General features: G+C 62.9%; 22 protein-coding genes. 1 reads left to right on the forward strand and 21 read right to left on the reverse strand.

The annotated features are described in order from the left end of the window. Nucleotides 1-74: 74 nt before the first annotated feature. The 21 genes from hisC to VQ071_RS09585 all read right to left on the reverse strand — a co-directional run bounded on the left by hisC (nt 75) and on the right by VQ071_RS09585 (nt 21,172). Nucleotides 75-1,232 carry a histidinol-phosphate transaminase gene (gene hisC / locus VQ071_RS09485; protein WP_340513728.1) on the reverse strand — a complete coding sequence of 386 codons (1,158 nt, stop codon included), beginning with the start codon at nt 1,230-1,232 and terminating at the stop codon, nt 75-77. A gap of 270 nt (nt 1,233-1,502) precedes the next feature. Next, nucleotides 1,503-2,762: a hypothetical protein gene (locus VQ071_RS09490; RefSeq protein ID WP_340513729.1), complete on the reverse strand. Its 1,260-nt coding sequence runs from the start codon at nt 2,760-2,762 to the stop codon at nt 1,503-1,505. Continuing rightward, nucleotides 2,749-3,273 carry an RNA polymerase sigma factor gene (locus tag VQ071_RS09495; RefSeq protein WP_340513730.1) on the reverse strand — a complete coding sequence of 175 codons (525 nt, stop codon included), beginning with the start codon at nt 3,271-3,273 and terminating at the stop codon, nt 2,749-2,751. Before VQ071_RS09495 ends, VQ071_RS09490 begins: the two co-directional genes overlap by 14 nt. 206 nt (nt 3,274-3,479) lie before the next feature. Then, the gene (locus VQ071_RS09500; RefSeq protein WP_340513731.1) at nt 3,480-4,979 is read right to left on the reverse strand and encodes an AAA family ATPase; all 1,500 of its coding nucleotides are present in this window, start codon (nt 4,977-4,979) and stop codon (nt 3,480-3,482) included. Continuing rightward, on the reverse strand, nt 4,972-5,505 hold the full coding sequence (locus tag VQ071_RS09505) for a hypothetical protein (RefSeq protein ID WP_340513733.1): 534 nt from the start codon (nt 5,503-5,505) through the stop codon (nt 4,972-4,974). The genes VQ071_RS09500 and VQ071_RS09505 overlap by 8 nt, the downstream gene beginning before the upstream one ends. Nucleotides 5,506-5,721: 216 nt before the next feature. Continuing rightward, nucleotides 5,722-6,207, reverse strand: coding sequence for a cell wall elongation regulator TseB-like domain-containing protein (locus VQ071_RS09510; RefSeq protein WP_340513735.1), 486 nt, complete (start codon nt 6,205-6,207; stop codon nt 5,722-5,724). 35 nt (nt 6,208-6,242) lie between these two features. Next, nucleotides 6,243-7,547 carry an amidohydrolase gene (locus tag VQ071_RS09515; protein ID WP_340513736.1) on the reverse strand — a complete coding sequence of 435 codons (1,305 nt, stop codon included), beginning with the start codon at nt 7,545-7,547 and terminating at the stop codon, nt 6,243-6,245. Continuing rightward, nucleotides 7,544-8,212 (reverse strand): redox-sensing transcriptional repressor Rex, encoded by a 669-nt coding sequence (locus tag VQ071_RS09520; protein WP_340513737.1) that lies wholly within the window; start codon nt 8,210-8,212, stop codon nt 7,544-7,546. Before VQ071_RS09520 ends, VQ071_RS09515 begins: the two co-directional genes overlap by 4 nt. Continuing rightward, nucleotides 8,209-11,289 carry an ATP-dependent DNA helicase DinG gene (gene dinG, locus VQ071_RS09525; RefSeq protein WP_340513738.1) on the reverse strand — a complete coding sequence of 1,027 codons (3,081 nt, stop codon included), beginning with the start codon at nt 11,287-11,289 and terminating at the stop codon, nt 8,209-8,211. Before dinG ends, VQ071_RS09520 begins: the two co-directional genes overlap by 4 nt. 63 nt (nt 11,290-11,352) lie before the next feature. After that, complete coding sequence (locus VQ071_RS09530) at nt 11,353-12,009, reverse strand: hypothetical protein (protein WP_340513739.1); 657 nt, start codon at nt 12,007-12,009, stop codon at nt 11,353-11,355. A 71-nt stretch (nt 12,010-12,080) separates the two neighbouring features. Continuing rightward, nucleotides 12,081-12,464 (reverse strand): aspartate 1-decarboxylase, encoded by a 384-nt coding sequence (panD, locus tag VQ071_RS09535; protein WP_340513740.1) that lies wholly within the window; start codon nt 12,462-12,464, stop codon nt 12,081-12,083. 5 nt (nt 12,465-12,469) lie between these two features. Then, nucleotides 12,470-13,372: a pantoate--beta-alanine ligase gene (gene panC, locus VQ071_RS09540; protein ID WP_340513741.1), complete on the reverse strand. Its 903-nt coding sequence runs from the start codon at nt 13,370-13,372 to the stop codon at nt 12,470-12,472. Beyond that, entirely contained in the window at nt 13,369-14,232 is an 864-nt protein-coding gene (gene panB / locus VQ071_RS09545; protein ID WP_340513742.1) for a 3-methyl-2-oxobutanoate hydroxymethyltransferase, read from the reverse strand. Before panB ends, panC begins: the two co-directional genes overlap by 4 nt. A 318-nt stretch (nt 14,233-14,550) precedes the next feature. Further along, nucleotides 14,551-15,546 (reverse strand): biotin--[acetyl-CoA-carboxylase] ligase, encoded by a 996-nt coding sequence (locus VQ071_RS09550; protein WP_340513743.1) that lies wholly within the window; start codon nt 15,544-15,546, stop codon nt 14,551-14,553. A gap of 6 nt (nt 15,547-15,552) precedes the next feature. Then, nucleotides 15,553-16,920 (reverse strand): [cytidine(C)-cytidine(C)-adenosine (A)]-adding enzyme, encoded by a 1,368-nt coding sequence (locus tag VQ071_RS09555; RefSeq protein ID WP_340513744.1) that lies wholly within the window; start codon nt 16,918-16,920, stop codon nt 15,553-15,555. A gap of 29 nt (nt 16,921-16,949) precedes the next feature. Continuing rightward, a complete protein-coding gene (gene bshA / locus VQ071_RS09560; RefSeq protein ID WP_340513745.1) occupies nt 16,950-18,113 on the reverse strand; it encodes an N-acetyl-alpha-D-glucosaminyl L-malate synthase BshA in 1,164 nt (387 codons plus the stop codon). 109 nt (nt 18,114-18,222) lie between these two features. Then, the gene (gene bshB1, locus VQ071_RS09565; RefSeq protein ID WP_340513746.1) at nt 18,223-18,927 is read right to left on the reverse strand and encodes a bacillithiol biosynthesis deacetylase BshB1; all 705 of its coding nucleotides are present in this window, start codon (nt 18,925-18,927) and stop codon (nt 18,223-18,225) included. Then, nucleotides 18,924-19,346, reverse strand: a complete 423-nt coding sequence (locus VQ071_RS09570; RefSeq protein ID WP_340513747.1) for a methylglyoxal synthase — start codon at nt 19,344-19,346, stop codon at nt 18,924-18,926. Before VQ071_RS09570 ends, bshB1 begins: the two co-directional genes overlap by 4 nt. Nucleotides 19,347-19,398: 52 nt before the next feature. Then, a complete protein-coding gene (gene dapB, locus VQ071_RS09575) occupies nt 19,399-20,202 on the reverse strand; it encodes a 4-hydroxy-tetrahydrodipicolinate reductase (protein WP_340513748.1) in 804 nt (267 codons plus the stop codon). Nucleotides 20,203-20,208: 6 nt separating this feature from the next. Then, entirely contained in the window at nt 20,209-20,760 is a 552-nt protein-coding gene (locus tag VQ071_RS09580; protein ID WP_340513749.1) for a tetratricopeptide repeat protein, read from the reverse strand. Nucleotides 20,761-20,803: 43 nt separating this feature from the next. Further along, on the reverse strand, nt 20,804-21,172 hold the full coding sequence (locus VQ071_RS09585; RefSeq protein WP_340513750.1) for a nucleotide pyrophosphohydrolase: 369 nt from the start codon (nt 21,170-21,172) through the stop codon (nt 20,804-20,806). Nucleotides 21,173-21,259: 87 nt separating this feature from the next. Between VQ071_RS09585 and VQ071_RS09590 the strand changes: the two genes are divergently transcribed. Further along, on the forward strand, nt 21,260-22,129 hold the full coding sequence (locus VQ071_RS09590) for a YitT family protein (RefSeq protein ID WP_340513751.1): 870 nt from the start codon (nt 21,260-21,262) through the stop codon (nt 22,127-22,129). Nucleotide 22,130: the final 1 nt, after the last annotated feature.

Genomic DNA, 22,130 nt, shown 5'->3' on the forward strand with positions numbered 1-22,130 from the left:
GGTCCGGGACAATGAGAAGGCTTTGCGGCGGTTCTGCGTCAAGGATGTGACAAGCGTGCGCGATCGCGTCAGGCTCAGGTCGGCAGCATATCCGCCAGCCGTTCAAGCAAGATGCGGTTCTCCGCCTCCGTCCCGACGGATATGCGCAAATGGCGCGGCAGATTCCAGCCCTCCCCGGAGCGGACGATAATGCCGCCCCGCAGGAGCGATTCATACACTATCCGCGCGCGGTCTCCGAAGTCCGCGAGCACGAAGTTGGCTTGCGACGGCATGCTGTCGATGCCGAGACGGCGCAGACCTTCGCGCAGCTGCGTCCGGCCAGCGCTGATCGTCTTCAGCGTGGCAGCCAGATGGGCCTCGTCGTCCAGCGCCGCCGCTGCGGCAGCCTGTGCCAGCGCATTGACGTTGAAGGGCTCTTTGACACGGAGCATGCTCGCGATCACGTCGGGCGGACCCGCGGCATAACCGACGCGCAGACCGGCCAACCCGTACGCCTTGGAGAACGTCTGCAAAATAACGAGTCTATCCCCCTCGCGCAGCCAATCAAACCCGTCACAGTAGTCGGGCGCGTCCGCAAAGTGAGCGTAAGCGGCATCGAGCACCAGCAGGCAGCCCGCAGGCAGCCGCTCCAGCAGCAGACGAAGCTGCGCCCTTGGCATATAGGTACCCGACGGATTGTTCGGCGAGCAGACATAGACGAGCTTCGTGCGGTCGTCCACGGCGGCGAGCATATCGTCCGCGGACAGCTCGAAGCCTTCGCGCAGGCGCAACTTGACCGTCTCGGCGTTCATGAGCCGGGCGCCGAATTCATACTCGCTGAACGTCGGCGCAAATGTGACCAGGCGGTCGCCGGGGTCCAGATAAGTCTCCGCGAGCAGTGTGATCAGCTCGTCGGCCCCGTTGGCGACGATCAGCTGCGAAGGCGGCAGCGACAGCCGCACCGCCAGCTTGCGAACCAGGAGGCCGGCCCTGTCGTCCGGATAACGATGCACCTCCGGCAGCAGATCATGAACGGCCTTGATCGCGAGCGGCGAAGGTCCGAGCGGGTTCTCGTTGGAGGCCAGCTTAACGACCCGCTCCACTCCGAATTGTGCGCGGATATCCGCGATCGCCCGTCCCGGAACGTAGGGCTTGATGTTCGACAGTGTCGCGCGCGGGGCCGGACCGATCCCGGGCTGATGTTCAGTCTGCATTGTCGATCGATTGTTCGGGTCGTTCGAGTCGTTTGGCATCAGCTTGCTCCATCTCCTTTGACTTGTGGGGAATTGAATCCTCCCATTCCACTTTAACTCAATATTACGTTAATGCGTTACCTTAGTAAAGTATTAATTTGCGTTGAAGCATTTCCGAGCGAACGCGCGCTCCGCTTCTCCTGCGCTGTTGCTGCAGCGGCGCTTCGCGCCGATATCGCTTGCATCCTGCTCCGATCAGCAGTGGAAAATGTCAAAAAAAGGGAGCCGCCCCGGTCAAATCCATGACTTGGGACAGCTCCTATAATGCTATTACTCCACGCCGGCCGTGCTTGTCGGAACGCTCAGCAGCTCGGCGAGCTGCTTTTTCCAGTTGGTCACATACTTGTCTTCCTTCGCCCACTGCGCCATGACGAGCGTCTCGCCCGCCTCCAGCGACAAGCGGAGCGGGTTGCGGTCGCCGCCCAGCTGCCGGTACGGATAGATCACGAGCTCGTCTTCGAGGACGACGACCAGCATATCCTCGTTCGGCGACGAGAACGCGTCCTTGGCCGCCGGTTCGATCTTCAGCACCTGCGACCAGGTCGGATACAGCGTATCGAACTGGTTGAAGGACTCGGGCAGCGGCGTCTTCAGCTCCGTCAGCGTCGCATTCTCGAGCGGCGCATACGGCTGGCCGTTCGTCGTCTCGGCCGCCGCCGCGACCCAGCTGCCGGTACGCCTGATGATCGACCATTGCTCGAGTCCGACGGCCGGGGAGGCCTCAGCTTCGGCGGTAGCGACATTTCCGGCCTCACGCATCGCCGCCGCAAGCGGCACATGCGGCTCCTGCTCGGGCTCGAACGCTGCCCGCACCGATGTCGAAGCGACTTGATCCATGTCTTTGACCCAGCGGTATTTGCGGTTCGGCGCATCGGACAGATTCTGCTCGACGGACACGTACTTGTTGCCCACGAACAGCAGCCGCTCCATCAGAGGCACCTCCGATACTTGGCGCAGCTGGATCGCATTCGTCTTGGCCGCCTCTTTTCCTGTCAGCGGATATGCGATCAGCTTCTGGCTGAGCGCATCGGCATCGGGCGCCGACGATACGGAGTCGATCTTCCAGAAGTTCTGTCCGTAGGGCATCACGATGCCCTCGCCCTGGGCTTCGAGCTCGAACTGCCCGTCCTCCGGCGCGACGAACAGCGTCCGATACCCGCTCACCACATTGCCCGTATCGCTGGCGCTGTCGCTGCGAAGGCCCAGGAGCAACGCCGAGTGCAGTTCGGCCCGCGCGTCCGCGAACATCGGCGACTCCGTGCCCGCCGTCTGGACGGCGCCCTTGAGTTCGATCGAGCCGGCCAGCCCCCCGGACCCGAACGACCAATGCCAGAACCCTGCGAAAAGCAGCAGCACGGCCAGCGCTCCGACGCCAGCGCCGTGCCAGCCGAGACGCATCCAGGGTCTGCGCCGGGCGACGGGACGGTCGATCGCCTCCTCGATCCGGGCGACCAGTCTCGCGTCAAAACCATTTTTGGTGAGCGGCCCGCGCGACAACTGCTGCATAAAATCTCTGTCATTCTGTTCCATGGGGGCTACGCTCCTTCAACTTGGCGATTTTGCGGCGAGCGTGAAACATCCGCGACTTCACGGTTCCCTCGGTCACGCCGAGCACCTCGGCAATCTCCTTCAGCGACAGCTGGTGATGCGCGTAAAGGATCAATACCTCGCGTGATTTAACGGGAAGCTTCAGCACCAATTTCCATAGGTCGTTCACCGCATGCTGTTCGATGACGTCATCCTCCACCGAACGCCGCTGACCGGTCTCCAGGCTCCAATCCGTCAGCGATACGCGGCGTATGAACGCGGAGCGCTGATGATCGATTACCGTGTTGCGCGTGATGGTCAACAGCCAGGTACGAATCGAAGAATCGCTTCGAAACGTATCCAGATTTTTAAATACTTTGACAAATACGTCCTGCGTAATATCGTCTGCGACATCCCATTTGCGCGTCAGGCTGAACGCAAAGTTCCAGACTTCCTTGCCATAGGCGGTCATCAGCTCATGCAGCACCGTTTTTTTGTCGTCGGAGTCGCTCATATATTTAAGATACTCAAAATTAGCGTCAGAGCTCTGCAAGCAACCACCTCATTATTGGACGAAGACAAATGACATCCGGTTCAAATTATTATGTTACCACAATTCTGCGGATCGGTCATTCGACAAAGCCGGCGTCACGCAAAGCTCCGAAAAATAGGAAAAAGCCGTCCCGCTGCCGCAAGGATCGGCATGCAGGACGACCGTTATCAGGCTGCCGCAGCGCTGAGATGAGCGCGGAGCTCATCGCCGGACAGCGTCTCTTCGCGAATCAGAATGTCGAGCAGCTTGGCGAACGTGTCCATATGTCCGGCCAGCAGCTGCCTCGTGCTCTCCGTCAGCGCGTCCAGGATGCGGGCGTTCTCCTTGGACCACTGCTCGGCGGTCAGCGCTTCGGGATGTATGATGCCGAGATCGGTCATGCCGGATTCGATCAGCGTCCTGACGATGTTGGTCGCCTGATCGAAGTCGCCGCGTGAGCCGGTGCTCCGTCCGCCGTAATGCAGCTCCTCCGCGGCCGCGCCGCCGAGGGCAATCTGGATCTGCGCCTCGAGGTAGGCCTTCGTATACAGGTAGCTGTCCTTGCGCGGATGATGCCGCACGTAGCCGAGCGCCTGGCCTCTGGGCGTGAGCGATACCTGGGCGACGCTGCCGGGCCGTACGGACTCGGCGACGATCGCATGACCGAGCTCGTGCAGCGCCACGCGCTCGCGCTCCTCGCTGGTCGTCTCCCTGTCCATCCGCTCGCCCATCATCACCTTGTCGATTGCCTGCGCCAGATGCACCGGCCGCAGCTGCTCGCTCTCCTCGCGCATCGCGTAGATCGCGGCCTCGTTCATGACGCTCTCAAGCTGGGCGCCGGAGAAGCCGAACGTCTCCTCCGCAACCTTCGAGAGCGATACGTCGTCGGCCAGCGGCTTGTTGCGGGCATGCAGCTTCAAAATATGCTCGCGTCCCTGGCGATCCGGCATGTCGACCTGAATGTGCCGGTCGAACCGTCCGGGACGGGTCAGCGCGCTGTCGAGCAGCTCCTTGCGGTTGGTCGCCGCGATGATGAGCACGCGCACGGACTCGTCGCCCTGAATGCCGTCCATCTCGGTCAGCAGCTGGTTCAGCGTCTGGTCGTACTCTTTGTTCTGGCTGCCGTCGCGCTTGCCGCCGATCGCGTCGATCTCGTCGATGAAGATGATCGCGCTGTCCTTCTTCTGCTTCGTTGCCATGCCGCGCGCCTGCCGGAACAGGTCGCGGATGCGGCCCGCGCCGACGCCGACGTACATCTCTACGAATTCGCTGCCGGATGCGGCCACGAACGCCGAGTTCGTATGCTTCGCGGCGGCCTTCGCCAGCAGCGTCTTGCCCGTGCCGGGAGGGCCGGTGAGCAGGATGCCCTTGAGCGGCCGAATGCCGAGCTTCTCGATCTTCTCGCGCTGCACGAGAAAATCAAGCGCCTCGACGAGCTCCCGCTTGGCCTGCTCCTGACCGCCGATATCCTCGAACGTCAGGTAAGCCGGAGGCCGGGTCGCCGTCTTGCGCATAGCGCCGCCGAATGCCATGCCGCTGCGCGACTTGGCCAGGAACAGCAGGCCGGTCGCCAGACCTGCGCCGAGCAGGAGCGGCAGCGGCGGTACGCCGACAAAAATCATAAAGACCAGGAAAACGGGCACGAATCCGATCGCAATCTCTTTGCCGTAGGTTCTCCAATTATGCATTCGGCCACACCTCCATCCGGTCTCCCTGACGCGGTAAAATCACATATTTGGCGCTGCCGTCGAGTCTGAGACTGATATAAACGTTGTCATCGTCGATCTCGGTCGAAGCCTCGAGTCCGGGCGTCTCGGACGACAGCTTTGCCATCGCATCGCGAATGCCCGTATATTCCTTGCGGTCCATCGCCTGCGCGACGTCGAACAGCGCCGAGCGCCATATTTTCTCAAGCTTCTCGTTGTCGGCGTTCTCCGCCACGAGCTTCAGGCTCTTGGAGCCGATCGAGCGCGCGCCTTCTTCCTTTACCGTTCTATATACATCCGCCAGATCGGCGTCCTTGCTCAGCTTGACCTTTAACGTAATGCCGTCCGCATTCATGTCCGTATGCGCCGATTCGACGCCCGGCACCTTCGCCGCCGTACGGTCGAGCGGCTGCTCTACGCCATAATGACGATAAGCAAACCAACCGCCGAACAACACCGCAGCCGATAACACCGCCGTCGTCGCTATAGGCAGGATTCGCATTTTCATTCAGGCATTAGCCTCCTTTAGTAAGTTGCGCATCTCGTATATCAATTCATCCGCTACAACAGTACATCGGTCAGTATATCATATTTTGATAGACTTTTAATACATATACGCTTAAAAAGTTGTGTCAAATGTTTGCCAGCCGGGTAAGAGTGGAGTTGCGCGCAAAAAAATACGGCCTGCGCTCAGTGCGCGGCCGCAAAAATTGAATCATGATGGCTATGCGATCAGGTTGTAGGATTTAAGCTCGCTCCCGTCTTTAAAAGACAGAAATACGATCGCTTGTCTGGCTTCTTTGGCGTCGTCGATATAACGGATCTCCCATGCCGGCTGGCCCGAAAACCATCCGGGGAGCGTACGGACGATTTTTTTGCCGGGATGCCCCGACTCGAATCGCTGCTCGGCTTCGCTCTGCGTCAGTCCGTCGCTCGCCTTTTCCTTCACTGTGCCGTCATCGCGCAGCCATACGAACCACTCGGTATTCGTGCCGTCGCGGCCCTCGACCACCCAGACGGACTGCTCCCATACGTGCTTGGTCGCAGCTTCGATCTTGGTGAGGCCCGCCTCCTGCTTGGCTCTGGCGATCGCGTCATGCGACTCTCTGCGATAGTCCTCGTCCGCGCTGCGGACATACAGGGCGAACAGCACGGCGACGAATACGATGAAGCCGGCGATGATCGTCGCGAGCCGCCATCCGGTCCACACGGACTGCCTCCTGCGCGCAGCCGTCCGGCTCGGCGTCATCCGCGCAGCCTCTCGAAGCTGCGCTGCGCCTCGAAGCGAATGCGTTCGACGTCAAGCGTGAGCAGCTCCCGTCCGCGCATCAGCTGGCGCCCGTCCACCCACACGTGGGCGACATCGGCGCCGCTCGCCGCATAGACGAGATGCGAGATATAGTCGGTTCGCGGCATGAAATGCGGCTTGTCGATCGATACGGCCGTAATATCGGCCTTGAAGCCGGGACGCAGAGAGCCCGTCACATCGCCGAGCCCGATGGCGCGCGCGCCGTACAGCGTGCCCATCCGCAGCGCCTCGGCTGCGGGGACGGCGGTCGGATCGCCGGATACGCCCTTGTGCAGCAGCGCCGCCATGCGGATCTCCTCGAACAAGTCCAGGTTGTTGTTGCTGGCGGCGCTGTCGGTGCCCAGCGCTACGGTCACGCCCGCGCGCAGCAGATCGGGCACTCTGGCGACGCCGCTGGCCAGCTTCAGATTGCTCACCGGGTTGTGGGAGACGGCGACCGCGCGCTCGGCCAGCAGAGCGATCTCCTCGTCGTTCAGATGCACCGCATGCGCGACGAGCGACTGGCGGGAGAACAGCCCGAGCTTGTCCAGATGCTCTACGGGACGGACGCCGTATTGCTTGACGTTAAACTCGACCTCCGCAGCCGTCTCGGACATATGGGTGTGGAGCGGGAGATTAAGCTCGTGGGCGGCCGCGACGATCCGTTCGATATAATCCGGCGGGCAAGTATAAGGCGCATGCGGGGACATCATGACCTGAATCCGGCCATCCGCGGCGCCCTGCCAGTCTCTGGCGAACTGTACGGCATCGCCTAGCTTGGCGGTCTGCACGTCGGGCGGACACAGACCGATCACGCCGCGCGTGAGCGTCGCCCGCAGTCCGGCTGCAGAAGCGACCTCCGCGACGCGGTCCATATGATCGTACATGTCGACGAACGTCGTCGTGCCGGATAGAATCATCTCGGCAGCAGCGAGCGAAGTGCCCCAGAATACGTCGTCACCGGTAAACTTCGCTTCCATCGGCCACATATGATTTTCCAGCCAGTCCTGCAGGACGAGGTCGTCCGCCAGACCGCGCAGCAGCGACATCGCCGCGTGTCCGTGCGTATTGACAAGGCCGGGCATGAACAGCAAGCCCCGTCCGTCCACGATCTCTTCGGCAGCGTCGCGCAGCTCGCCGGGGGCGACGCCTTCGCCGGATGCGGCGATATACCCGCCCTCGATCGACATCCAGCCTTCGAATACTTGCCTGTCCGCGGACAGCTCCGCGAATACGCCGTTCTCAATCAGCCAACGCTTCATAATTCGTCTCCTTCGCTCTCGTCGGTCATTTCCGATTGTTGATCGTGGTCCATATAATAAGCGAGACTCAGCAGCTCGCTCGTGAAGTCCGCATGATGAATCCGTATGCCCGCAGGCGTCTTCAGCACGGTCGGCGCGAAGTTCAGAATGGCGCGAATGCCGGCCTCGACGAACCGGTCCGCCACCTTCTGCGCCTCGCTCGCCGGAACCGTGATGATGCCGATCGAGATTTCTTTGTCGCGCACTTCCTGCGGCAGCAGCTGGATCGGATTGACGGTCAGGTTGCCGATGGAGACGCCTTTTTTGGCGGGATCGTCGTCGAACACGGAGACGATCTTCATATTGTCCTTGAGGTACATATTGTAGTTGCAAAGCGCTCTGCCCAAGTTGCCCGCGCCGACCAGCGCGACATGGATCGGGCGGTCCAGGTTCAGGATATGGCGGATCTTCTCGATCAGATAACCTACGTTGTAGCCGACGCCCTTGCGTCCGAACTCGCCGAAGTACGCCAGGTCCTTGCGGATCTGGGCGGGATTGAGATCGAGCTTCTCGCCGAGATCCTGGGACGAGACGGTCTGCACGTCGCTGATGCTCAGCTCGTTCAGATACCGCAGATAGATGGGCAGGCGCCTGACGACCGCTTCCGATATTTTCACCTGCTTCAAGTGGTTCGTTCCCCTTCCGGCGCCTTGATGGTAGTTTCCTTCGATTTTTTCGCGCGGCTTCGTTTTGGAGCGGCGGGCTCCTGCGTACGCCCGTCCGCGGAGGATGCTGCCTCCTGAGCAGCGGAATCCTCGGCGGCGGCCGCGGTCTCGCCGTCTGCGGCCGCGCCGCCCTGCGAACCGTCCGCTCCGGCAGCCGCAGCGTCGGCAGGCGTCTCCGAAGCCGGCTGCAGCCATTCGCGGACGCGGGAGACGAGGCCGGCCAGCGGCAGATGCTCCATCTTGGGACCGGGCAGCGAATACAAAAAGTATTTGCCGTAGCTCGTGTCGATGACGCGTGTATCGTACAAAATGACGATGCCTCTGTCCGAGGCCGTCCGCACGAGCCGGCCGAAGCCCTGCTTGAACTTGATGACGGCCTGCGGCAGCGACAGCTTCATGAACGGATTTTTGCGCTGGGCCGTGAGCCGCTCGCTCTTGGCCTCCGTCACCGGATGGTTCGGCGGCTGGAACGGCAGGCGGACGATCGCAAGGCAGGTCAGCGCGTCGCCCGGAAGGTCGACGCCCTCCCAGAAGCTGCTCGTACCGAGCAGCACCGACCGCGGCTGGTCCATGAATTGGCCCGTCAGCCGACTGCGGCTGCTGCCGTCCATCCCCTGCCCCAGCACTTGAATATCACCGGGCGCGAGCGCCGCCTTGAGCGGCTCGTACACCGTCTTGAGCATCTTGTGCGAGGTGAACAGCACGAGCATGCGTCCCCGGGTCTCGACAGCGACCTCAGCCAGCGAAGCGGTCAGCGCCTTCACGAAGGCGGCTTCCCCGTCACGCCCCTTGATTCCCGGGAAGTCTCTCGGTATCAGGAGCAGTGCCTGCTTGCGGTAGTTAAACGGCGAAGGCAGCTGCGCCGTACGCAGGCGGCCCTGCGCTTCGGCCTCGTCGAGTCCGAGCTGCTCCTTGACATATTGGAACGATTTGTCCACCGTCAACGTCGCCGAAGTCAGCACGATGCTTTCTTTTTGACCGAACAGACCGTCCTTCAGCAGCCCGCTCACGTCCGCCGGCACGATATACATCCAGATCGACCGGCTCTTGTACTGCGTATGTCCCTCGATCCAGTATACGGAGCTCTCTTCGGACAACGATACGAACGACTGCAGGTCGGCCCGCAGGTTCGACAGCTCCTTGACGGTGCCGTTCATATCGGTGAGCAAGCCCTGCAAAGCCAGATCCTCGCTGCGCTCCCGGACTTCGGCGAGCAGCTTGTCCAGCGGACGCACGAGATCGGACAGCCGGAGAATGACGTTGTCCCCGTCGACCCGGATCGACTCCCAGTCGCGGGGCAGCGCGTCCGGCTTCAGCCGCAGGCTCAGCGCGCCGGCATCGTCCGCGGCGCTGCTCGAGGCGAGCAGCGCGTACAGCCGGTCCGTCCACTGCTCCCACGCCTCTCTCAGCTCCTGTACGCGCGGCAGCAGCTCCTCCGCCCGCTCGGACCAGGCATCGCTGTTCGCGCCTGCCGTCTGCCCGGTCAGCTGCGAGATCAGGCTCGGCAGCTGTCCCGACCGCATATCCTTGGCCAGCCTGACGAGCGCGGCCGTGAGCGCCCCGTAGCCGATCCGCCGCCCGAGATGATTGCTCGCGACCTCTTCCATATGATGCGCTTCGTCGACGATCAGACGGTCGTATGCCGGCAGCAGCCGATGCTCGGCGCGCATGTCGGTGAATACCATCGCATGGTTCGTGATGACCAGATCCGCCTTGAGCGCATCCTGGCGGGCGCGGTGATAAAAGCACTTGCGGAACCAGGGGCACTGCCGGTTGAGGCAGGAGTCGGCATCGCTCGCCACCGCGCCCCACTCTTCCTTGGAGCGGCTCCCGAGATTGAGCTCCTCGGCTTCGCCGCGCTCGGTCTCCGACAGCCAGACGGCCAGCTGGCCGCGCGTCACCGCCTCCTCGCGGGTGAGCGCGAAGGCGGGCGTCTGCATCTGCTGCTCGAACTTGCGCAGGCACATGTAGTTGCTGCGGCCCTTGAAGACGGCCGCCTTGAACGGGACCGGCAACACCTCCTGCAGGAGCGGCAGGTCGCGCTGGCGCAGCTGCTCCTGCAGCTGTATCGTATGCGTGGTCACGACGATTTTTTTATTTTCTTTTAATCCATAATAAAGGGAGGGCAGCAGGTAGCCGAGCGACTTGCCCGTTCCGGTGCCCGCTTCGACGAGCAGATGCGAATCGTCCGACAGCGCCTTGTGCACTTCGTCGTACATAATGCGCTGGCCTTCCCGCTGCTCGTAGCCGGGGAACAGCTCCTGCATCCGGCCGGAGACGCCGTCCAGGTACGCCTCGAACGACATCTCCGACAGCGCGCGCTCGGACTGCTGGCGCTGGGCCTCGCGGTCCGCATCGTCCTCGGTCCAATCCGAGATGCGCATGGCGAATTGGCGGTAGTATTGGTAGCCGTCCGGCTCCTCGAACCAGGCGGTGTCCCGTTCGCTGCGCAGCGAGGCGAGCAGCCAGCCCAGATCGCTGTGTTCGCCGTCCGTCAGCTCGCACAGACGCTCCAGCGTGAGCGTAGGGAGCGCGCGCAGCCTGTTCAGACAGGCGATCAGCACTTCGGCGGTCGCCAGCGCATCGCTGTCGGCCTGATGCTGCCGCTCGTGTACGATGCCCAGATCGTGGGTGATCGCGCCGAGCCGGTACGACGGCATGAACGGAAAAACGAGCCGGGCCAGGTCCACCGTATCCAATACCCGCCCCGAAAACGGCAAATAACCGCTCCGTTCTAGAGCGGCTTGCAAAAAGGCGGCGTCAAAACCCGCGTTGTGCGCGACGAGCACGGCATCGTGAAGCAGCGGCACCGTCTCGGCGATGACATCCTCGATTGCCGGCGCGTCGGCCACGTTCTCGTCCTTGATGCCGGTCAGCCCTGTGATGAATGCCGGGATCGGACGCGTAGGCTTGACGAACGAACTGTATGAAGACAGCAGCGCGCCCGTCTCGTCGACGACCGCGATGCCAATTTGTATAATCTCATCCTGCTGCGACGACACGCCAGTCGTCTCAAAGTCAAGAACGGCAAATTTCATGCATGACTTCCTTTCCTGCTGATCGCCGGCTGCCGCGGAGCCGGCCGGCCGGCAGCGGGTCCGTCAGCCCGGCGCGAGCGCGGCAAGCTCCGCGCTCCCGAAGGAGAGCTGCACGCTCTCCGCTCCTCTGCTGCACGAATCCAGATTGCGGCGGGCGTCCTCGAAGCCCGGAGCCAGCTCTATCGCCTTGCGGAAAAACGAACAGGCCTGGATCAGATTGGCCTGAACCGCCTGCACGCAGCCCATCGCGTTGTATGCGATCGCCTGCAGCCTAGGCTCGTCGGCCGTGCAGGCGACCAGCTCGAAGTGCCGGTGCGCGTCCGCGAATTCGCCCAGATGCATCCTGCTCATCGCCAGGTACAGACGGGCGACAGGCCACTCGGCATAATGCGCGATCAGCTCCTCGAACTGGCAGGCGCACTCGCGGAACATCTGGAGCTTGAAGTAGCCCTGGCCCTTGACGAACGGCAGCGGCAGCTCTTGCGGCAGCATGGCCGCCGCGTCCATGACGGCGCCCGGCGGGGACGCTTGCCGCTGTCGCCGGTAGTCGCCCATTTTTTCCTCAAGCGCGAGCCATGACTCAATGATATCATCACTCATCGATTTTAACACGTTCCATTGCTCTTCCAGCGCCAATTTTTCTTCCGTGGACGAATTCGGATAACGTTCGATCATCTGGTCGAGCACATCGTTCATGGTCGCAAATAAGGGATGAATCATCAAATAAGGGCCCCCTGTCGCAGAAGGAATGTACTGCTCATTCTGCGTTTGCCGGACCCCTTTCATACGCTTCAGACGACGGTCGAATGAGGCTCCTGCGCCATCATTTGAACGACTCGGTTCGCCTCGTCCATAATGGCGACCTTCGGCTTGTGGGCGCGCGCTTCTTCGTTCGTCACATAGCCGTATGCGATAATAATGACTTTGTCGCCGGGCTGCACGAGCCGCGCGGCCGCCCCGTTCAGACAGACGACGCCGGAGCCGCGGGGACCCGGAATCGCATACGTCTCGAATCGGGCGCCGTTGTTGTTGTTCACGATCTGGACCTTCTCGTCGGGCAAAATATCGACCAGCTCGAGCAGGTCCTCGTCGATCGTCACGCTGCCCACATAATTCAGGTTGGCTTCGGTAACCGTCGCCCGGTGGAGCTTGGACTTCATCATTTGTCTGAGCATATCAATCAAGCCTCCGCTGCTGGAATAAGGATATTGTCGATGAGACGCGTGCGTCCGAATCTGACCGCCACCGCCACAAGCAGGCGTTCGCGGCTGTCGGAGAGCTTGAGATCGGCCTGCGGCGGCTGCATATCCGGGAAGGTCAGCACATCGACATAGTCGATGTCGGCGAGCGGCGAGGCGGCGATGCCGGCCGTCACGGCAGCCTTCAGCCGCTCCGCCGTCGCGTCTGCGGCGATCCATTCGGGCACCCGGGCGAGCGTCGCGGACAGCACGAGCGCTTCGCTGCGCTCCGTCTCGCTCAGATATACATTGCGCGAGCTCAGTGCGAGGCCGTCGGCTTCGCGGACGATCGGACAGGGGACGATGTCGACAGGCTGATTGAGATCGCCCGCCATCCGCTCGATGACGGCCACCTGCTGCGCGTCCTTCATGCCGAAGTATGCCTTGTCGGGCTGCACGATGTTGAACAGCTTGGTCACGACGACGCCGACTCCGTCGAAGTGCCCCGGACGGCTGGCGCCGCAGAGGCGCTCGCTGACCCCGGACACGGTCACCCGGGTCGCGGCCGGTCGCGGATACATCTCGCCGACACTCGGCATAAACACGATGTCCGCCCCGGCGTCCGCTGCCACAGCCAGATCTCTGGCCTCATCGCGCGGATAGCGGTCAAAGTCTTCGTTCGGGCCGAACTGCAGCGGATTGACGAAGATGCTGAGCACGGTCAGTCCGTTGTCTGCCGCGGATCTGCGCAGCAGGCTCGCATGCCCCTCGTGGAGATAGCCCATCGTCGGCACGAGACCGACGGATGCATGTTCGCCGGCCTGCCGCCGGTAATCCTTTATTTGCATGCGAAGCTCTGCGATCGTCCGGACGATTGCCGGCGCGGCGGTCAAGGATGCCGTCATTGGGTGTCGCCTCCGTATAGTTTGGCTGCGGACGTATCTTCCGGCTGCGCCTGCGCCTGAAACGCATTCGCCTCGTCCGGGAAGCGGCCGGTTTTCACTTCGTTCACATATTGGGATATCGCAGTGCGGACCGTCTCTCCCACGTCTGCGTATGCCTTCACAAAGCGCTTGTCGCGGATGCCCGAGCCGTAGCGGAGCAGATCGTGGTAGACGAGCACCTGGCCGTCGCAGCCCCGTCCGGCGCCGATGCTGATCGTGGGGATCGCGAGCGCGCGGGACACGGCCGCAGCGACCGGCTCCACGACGAGCTCGAGCACGATGCCGAACGCGCCCGCCTCCTCCAGCGCCTGCGCATCCGCGAGCAGCCTGGCGGACTCCGCATCGTCGCGGCCCTGCACCTTGTAGCCGCCGATCTGGAGCACCGACTGCGGCGTCAGTCCCAGATGTCCGAGCACCGGAATGCCGGCCGATACGAGCAGTCTCACCTCGTCGGCCAGCTCCGCGCCGCCTTCGAGCTTGACCGCATGGGCGCCGCCCTCCTGCATGAGCCGCGCCGCATTGCGCAGCGTCTGCTCCTTGGAGCCGCGATAGGTGGCGAACGGCAGATCCGCCACGACCATCGTGCCCGGAGCGCCGCGCACGACCGCTCTCGTGTGATAGACCATATTGTCCAGGGTGACGGGAACGGTCGTATCGTATCCGAGCACGACGTTGCCCAGCGAATCGCCGACCAGCAGGACATCGACGCCTGCTTCTTCGGCGAGCCTCGCGGACGGATAATCGTAAGCGGTCACCATGGCGATCGGCAAACCTTGGCTTTTCATTTTTTTCAGTTTGGGCGGGGTTAGCGGCTGGCTCATCTCGCACATCTCCTTTTGTCAGGCGGACTGCCGTCCAAGCACAAAAAAACCTTCGATGCCCATGAGCAAAGAAGGTGTCCATTCAGCAGGAGCGCTTCACGTCCTTCTGTCTCGGTCCCTTGGGCTCAGAGCAGAATCCGCCGCGAAATCATCACGGTTATTCGATTCATAGGTTGCCGTATGTCGACACGGCATTCATCACTATCATGTCTCCCGGTGCGGTTCGTCATGATACCGCCCGAGCAGCTATATTATAGCAGATGCGCGTCGGCCCGTAAATGGCGGGCAGACGCCGGACAGGCGCCCTATCCCCCACATCTACCCGCCTTGGCCCGGCAGCGGGGCCGCATCCCCGATCTCCGCCGAATAGATCGTCCGTTCGCCGCCTTCCGGCAGCTCGACGCGAAGTCCGCCTCCGGCGTCCAGCCCTCGCGGTATCCCCTCGAAAAAGCCGTTGCCGGCGTTCAGGCTGACTGTGCGGTTCAGCGTGACCGAGTAAGTCTCCCACAAGATGCGGATCGGCTCGAAGCCCCGCTCCTTGTAGACGGCGTACAGCTGCTCGAACTCGAGCAGCACGGCTGCGATCAGCGCCGCCCGGTCGAACGGGCGGCCCGCCGCGATCTTGAGCGACACCGCGCGGGAGAGCAGATCGTCCGGATAATCCGCGGGGTCCAGATTAACCGCAATTCCGAGACCGACCGCAACATAGCGCAGCCGTTCGTCTTCGGCGGCGGACTCCAGCAGGATGCCGCTGATCTTGCGTCCGTCGACGAGCAGATCGTTGGGCCACTTGATGCCGATCGCCAGCCCAGTCTCCCTGGAGAGGCCCCGGCACAGCGCGACGGCCGCCAGCAGCGTGAGCTGCGGCGCCTGCTGCAGCGGCACCTGGGGACGCAGCAGCAGGCTCATCGACACGCCGCGCCCCGGCGGCGATACCCATGCGCGCCCCATGCGGCCGCGGCCGTTGTCCTGGCGCTCGGCGATGACGAGCGTGCCCTCCGGCGCGCCGGCCTCCGCGAGGTCGCGCAGGACGTCCTGCGTGGACGTCACAGCGTCCAGCAGATGCAGCCTGCGGCCGAACGCCGCCGTCGCGAGCCGGACCTGCAGCTCGGCCGCGTTCAGCTTGGCCGGCCGGCCGACGAGCCGGTAGCCCATGCGCGGCACCGCCTCGATCTCGAAGCCTTCGGATTCCAGCCGCCGGATCTGCTTCCATACGGCCGTCCGGCTCACGCCCAGCTGCCTGCTGATCTCCTCGCCGGACACGAAGCCGTCCTGCTTGGCTTCCAGCAGCGCGAGCAATTGCGACTGTTCCATGCGTATTCACCGTTCCTCTCGTTGCTCATCGGCACCGCGCATATAGGCGCCGATGAGCGCCTCTCTGTCGTTGGACAGCTCGCCCGTCGCGACCTGCGCCAGCAATTCGCGCAGCGCCGCCGCGATCCAGGGGCCCGGCGGGCGCCCCGAAGCCGCGGCCAGCTGATCGCCGCGAACCGCCAGGCCCGACGGGTCCAGGGCGGGCATCGCGGCCGTCCAGCCGGCGCCCATGACGGCCGGCATGTCCGGCACCGCATGCGATGTTCGCAGCTCCCCGTCCGCGAACAGGCTGAGCCAGTCCGCGGCGGCCTCGGCGCCGCATTCGAGCACCGCCAGCGTCCAGCGCCGGCGCCAAGCCGCTTCGTCCGCGGCGTGAACCAACGCCGGCCGCCCCGCCTCCGCCCCGGTGTCGGACGCGACGAGGCGGTGCATGTGGAGCAGCCTGGTCACCCGCCTGATCCGCCTCGTCGCATAGTGGAGTCGCCGCAGCGCTTCCTCGGCTTCGTCCGGCTCCGCCCGCCCGGCGATGAAGAGCGCCGCCCAGCGCATATCCGGATCGGCTGCGGCGGACGGGACGAGCGCAGACAGTCCTGCATGCTTGCCCTCGGATGACGGCGCCCCGGCACTATCGCCGCAGCCCGCAACGCGTCTGAGACCGTCCAGCCACGATCGAGGCAGCGGCGCCTTGAACCGCTCCGGCAGCCCCGCAGCCAGCAGCAGCTCGAACGCCCTGCCGGGATCGCGCCCGGCGCACACCTTGTCCAGCTCCGCGCCGACGCGCTCCATCGCGATCAAGGCCAGGCGTTCCCGACTGCGGCGCATTCCCTCCCAGGCGGCGGCATCGATCGCGAAGCCGAACTCGGCGGCAAACCGTACGCACCGCAGCACCCGCAGCGCATCCTCTCCGAATCGCAGCACGGGATCGCCCACCGTCCGCACCGTCCGGCCGCGCAGATCGTCGATCCCGCCGAACGGATCGACGATGAAGCCGTCCGTGCCGGCGGCCATCGCATTGATCGTGAAGTCCCTGCGCGCCAGATCCTCGCGGACGTCGGTCACGAAGCGCACGTCGTCGGGGCGCCGTCCGTCCGAATATTCCGCATCCTGCCGGAATGTCGTCACTTCAAAAAAAAAGCCCGAGCGCCGGACGGTCACCGTGCCGTGCTTCAGACCGGTGGGCAGCGCATCCGGGAACAGCGACAGCACGCGATCGGGCGCTGCGCTCGTCGCAATATCGATATCGTGCGCCGCGCGGCCGAGCAGCTCGTCGCGCACGCAGCCGCCTACAAAGTAAGCCTCGCAGCCGGCTTGCTTCAGAATGTCCAGCACCTCGAGCGCTGCAGTCCAGAGGCGGCCGCCGTATCGCATTTTCATCGGGTCGCCTCCTGGACCGGACTTCGAATTCATCTCTCGCATACAGGCATGATCGGGCTTGCCGGCAATCCCAGCACGTTGTAATAAATCCGCTCGTACTGGGCCGTAATCAGGTCGTTGCAAAACTGTGTGCGCGAACGGTCGATGCAGGCCTCCCTGAATCTGGCGTACATCGTCTCGTCCTTGAGCAGACGGATCGCGTCCGCCGCCATCTCGGCCGTATGACCGATCGGAGAGAGGAACCCCGTCTCCCCGCTGACGACGAGCTCGGGTATGCCGCCCGCAGTCGAACCGATCGTCGGCACGCCGCAGGCCATCGCCTCGAGCGCGACGAGGCCGAAGCTTTCCTTTTCGGAAGGGAGCAGCACGAGATCGGCCAGCGACAGCACCTCGGCCACGTCGTCCTGCTTGCCCAGGTAGTGCACGCGATGCTCGAGCCCCATCGCCTGAATCTTGGCCTGAATCTTCGGCAGGTCCGGACCTTCGCCGACGAGGAGGAGCTTGGACGGCACCTCGGCATTGACCTTGGCGAATATGTCGACGACGTCGACCGTGCGCTTGACCGGCCTGAAGTTTGAGATATGCATGAGCACCTTCTCGTGGGGCTCCGCGAAGTCAAGCCGCATGCCGGACACCTCGCGCGGATAGTACACGCGCTTGTCGACGAAGTTGTAGGTGAGCTCGATCGGCCGTTCGATGTCGAGCAGCTCCTGCGTCTCGCGGATCAGGTCGCGGCTGACAGCCGTGACGGCATCGCTCGCGCCGATGCCGAGCCGGATGATGTCCTTGAGCGTCTCGTCCTGGGCGAGCACCGTGATATCGGTGCCGTGCAGCGTCGTGACGATCTTGAGCCGGTCCCCGGACATCTGCTTGGCCAGCAGTGCGCAGATCGCGTGCGGCACCGCATAGTGGACATGCAGCAGGTCGAGCTGCTTGAGCTTGGCGACCTGGTGCATCTTGCTCGCGAGCGACAGATCGTATGGCGGGTAGCGGAATACATAGTAGTCCGACACCTCGACCTCATGGTAATAAATGTTGCGGTGGAACTTGCCGAGACGGAACGGTACGCTGTGCGTAATAAAATGTATCTCATGTCCCTTTTCCGCGAGCAGCTTGCCGAGTTCTGTCGCTACGACGCCCGAGCCGCCCAGGGAGGGATAGCAGGTGATGCCGATTTTGAGCGGTCTTTCCATCGCAGCTCCTTTCTTCCATGCGGATGCGCTGCAGGCCGTTCGTGCGCCGGCAATGCCCGCTCAGATGCCGAGTATGATTGTTAACAGATTGGACTGCGGGAGCGCGGCATTAGAGCCGCTCCATCTTCACCGGGCCCTTGGGAATGAAGCCTTCGGCGTACGCCAGCCGGTGCGGCGCCCCGAACAGCCGATCGCGCGCCGCGACATTGTCCAGATACCCTGCCGTCAGCGGCGTCGGCACCCAATCTTCGCCTTCGCCCATCGGTTCGAACTGGGAGCGATAAGCGGAGAGGGCGGCCATCTTCACGGGCTGCACCTCCGTAATATCGACGACGAGCTGGGGCGTATGCACGTCGTTAATGAAATAAAAATAAAGCACGTCCACGGTCCATGCCGCAAGCTCGGGCATATGACGGCGGAGCTTGGCGTTGAATACCGCCTCCTCCGTCAGCCGGCTGCAGGCGATATGGTCCGGATGCCTGTCGATAAAATAAGGGGCGAACACGGCCCGCGGACGATGGCGGCGGATCGCCTCGACCAGCTTGTCCGACTGCGCCGTCCCCGGCCTCAGCCCCCGGTCCGGCAGCTCCAGATTGCCGCGCACGGCCAGACCGAGCAGCGCCGTCGCCTCGGCCGCCTCCCGCTGACGCGTATCGGGATCTCCGTTGGAAGACATCTCGGCATAGGTCAGATCGTACAAGCCTACGGCCTGCCCTTCGCGCACCGCCTTGGCGATCGTGCCGCCCATGCCGATCTCCGCGTCGTCGGGATGCGCGGCGAACACGAGCAGGTCGAGCTTGGCGTCCTCGCTCATTCGTCGATGCCGGGCTTGTACTTGTGCACAAGCTCGCGCCATGCGAAGTCGCCGCGTTCGAGACATTTGACGAGCAGCTCGGCCGTCGCTACGTTGGTCGCCACGGGGATGCCCTGCACGTCGCTGAGCCGGAGCAGCGCGATGATATCGGGCTCATGCGGCTGCGCCATGAGCGGATCTCTAAGAAAAATAATGAAGTCCATATCGTTGGTCGCCACCATCGCGCCGATCTGCTGGTCGCCGCCGAGCGGCCCCGACTGGAAGCGGTGAACCTGCAGCGATGTGCTCTCCATGATGCGGGTGCCGGTCGTGCCGGTCGCGTACAGCTTGTGAGGCTTGAATACTTGCTCGTAGGCGATGGTGAAGTTCACCATCTCGTCTTTTTTGCGATCGTGGGCAATGAGTGCGATATTCAGCATGGTCTGCCGCGTCTCCTCTCCCGGGAGCGGGATATTATAGGCGAATTCTTGTCTAATCCAGGAAATGCTCGAAGCCGTATACGAGTCCCGTGACGCTCATGATCTTTTTGACGGCCGTGGCCACGCCCGGCATATAGCCGGCGCGGTCGTAGCTGTCGTGCCGGATCTTGAGCGTCTGTCCGTGCCCGCCGAAGATGACCTCCTGCTGCGCGAACACGCCGGGCAGACGCACGCTATGTATGCGGAATCCGCCGTAGTAGCCGCCCCGCGCGCCGTCGATGACTTCCTCCTCGTTCGGATTGCCCTGCCGCAGCTCGCGCCGCGTCTCGGCGATCCGCTCCGCGGTCTTGATCGAAGTGCCGGAGGGGGCGTCGAGTTTCTGGTCGCCGTGATACTCGATGATCTCGACATGCGGCATATACTTGGCCGCATCTGCGGCGAACTTCATCATAAGCATGGCGCCGATCGAAAAGTTGGGCGCGATCAGGCAGCCGATGCCGGCGGCGCGGCATTCGCGGTCGATCTCGTCCATCTGCTCCTGCGTGAAGCCGGTCGTCCCAACGACAGGACGCACGCCCTGGCGGATCGCGGTCATCGTATTGGGCATCGCGGACTTCGGATTCGTGAAGTCGACGAGCACGTCCGGCTTGCTCTCCCGCAGCGCGCGCTCCAGATCGTCGCTCAGCCTGACGCCCGCCTCCGGCAGTCCGGCCAGACGGCCCGCATCCTCACCGGATGCGGAACGTCCGATCGCGGCCGCCAGCACAAATGCCGGATCCTCCAGCACCATTTTGACCACTTCGCGACCCATTCTTCCCGCTGCGCCTGCAACGGCGACCTTGATTGGCTGCGCCATTCGCTATCACCTGTTCCTTCGTCGAGTATGATTAGAATTCATAAGCCGCCACCTGCGCGCCCGCTCCATCTTCGTCTCCCGGAGCAGCCTGCCCGCCTCCGTCAGCATCGGATTCATCTCCCTCGCCGTCCGCAGCGCCGCGATCGCACGGTCATATTCGCCGGCCAGTCTGCAGGCGATGCCGAGCAGCAGATACGCGCCCGCATCCAGCGGATCGAGCACGACCGCCTCCTGCAGCAGCTCGATCGCGCTGCCGGCTTCGGGCTGCGGCCGCGTGAGCAGCGCCTTGGCCTGACGGGCGAGCATCCGGCTCTCGACGAGGCGCAGATGCAGCACATAGTCCGGTTCGTCAGGGGCGAGCCGGACGGCGCATCGCGCGTATTCGTGCGCCTTGTTCAGGCGGCCGCTGCGTGCGAGACTGATGGAGCCTTTATAATAATAAGAAGCGTTGGTCGGCTCGGCCTCCACCGCCTTCTCGAACCAATCGACCGCGGCTTCGAAGTCGGAGGCCAGGATGGCAGCATAAGCTTGGCGCAGGCATGATTCCCCTTCCGTCATTCGTACCATCCTCCTCGAATTGGGGATGATACAGCATATGAACCTACGGGGTATCCGTGCGCTTCTTCGTCCACCTGTCTTTGTCCCGCGTATTGAACTTGTTCAGCACGCTTCCGATCGCCCGGGTCAGATCGATGCCCTCCCGATTGGCGAAGCAGAGGACGATGAACAGGACGTCGCCCAGCTCCATTTCGATGGAATTGTCGGCTTCATCCGCTTTTTTCGGCTTTTCGCCGTATCGGTGGTTAACCTCCCGCGCCAGCTCGCCCGTCTCTTCGGCCAGTCTGGCCAGCATCGCCAGCGGGGAGAAGTAGCCCTCTTTAAATTGCGAGATATAGGCGTCCACGTCGCGCTGGATGTCGGACAGCAGACGCTCGTCCAGCGCGAGGTCCGTGATTTTGGATTCAGCCATACGTCCGGTCCTTCCCTTCGGTTTCTTCTTATGTTAGCTTAAGATGTCGGCAAAAATCAAATGAAAATCACCTTGGGGGTCATAGGCATGAATCGGCAAAAGCTGTGGGCAAGCATCCGTACTTGGAGCATACTGCTGCTCGGCACAGCGATCTACGGGTTCGGTATCGTGTACTTCATCGTCCCGAACCGATTGATGGAGGGCGGCGTCACCGGTATCGGCATCCTGCTGCTGTATGCGACCGGGCTCCCCGCCTCGCTCACGACGCTTCTGCTTAACCTGCCTTTATTCTGGCTCGGCTGGCGCAAGCTCGGCTTCCGGGCGATGATCTATACATTCGGCGGCACGCTTTCCTTATCGGTCTTTCTGTGGCTGTGGCAGCTGCTCGTGGACCGTGGCTGGCTCACCCCCTTCACGACGGAGCAGGACTTCATCCTCGTCGCCCTCTATGCGGGCGTGACGCTGGGCGCCGGACTCGGGCTCGTCTTCTATTCGGGAGGCACGACGGGCGGCGTGGATATTATCGCACGGATCGCCAACCGCAAGGGCGGCATCAGCATGGGACAGTTCATCCTGCTCATGGATGTCGTCGTTCTCGGCACCTCGCTTGTATTCATTCCGAAGGAAAAGGTGCTCTATACGCTCGTCAGCGTCTTCATCGCCGCCCGGGTGATCGACTTCGTGCAGGAAGGCGCCTACTCGGCCAAAGCCTTCACGATATTGTGCCGGGAGCCGGAGACGCTCGCCAAGCAAATCACGATTGAGCTTGAACGCGGCGTGACGCTGATGAACGCCGTCGGCGCGTATTCGGGCGAGCCGCGCATGGCCGTCTACTGCGTCGTGAGCCGGTTCGAGGTGCGCAAATTAAAAAGCCTTGTCCGCCAGCACGACAGACAGGCTTTTATTGTGATTGGCGACGTGCACGATGTGCTCGGCGAAGGCTTCCGCGAGGAATAAG

This window comes from Cohnella sp. 56 (assembly GCF_037963805.1).
GTDB lineage: Bacteria > Bacillota > Bacilli > Paenibacillales > Paenibacillaceae > Cohnella.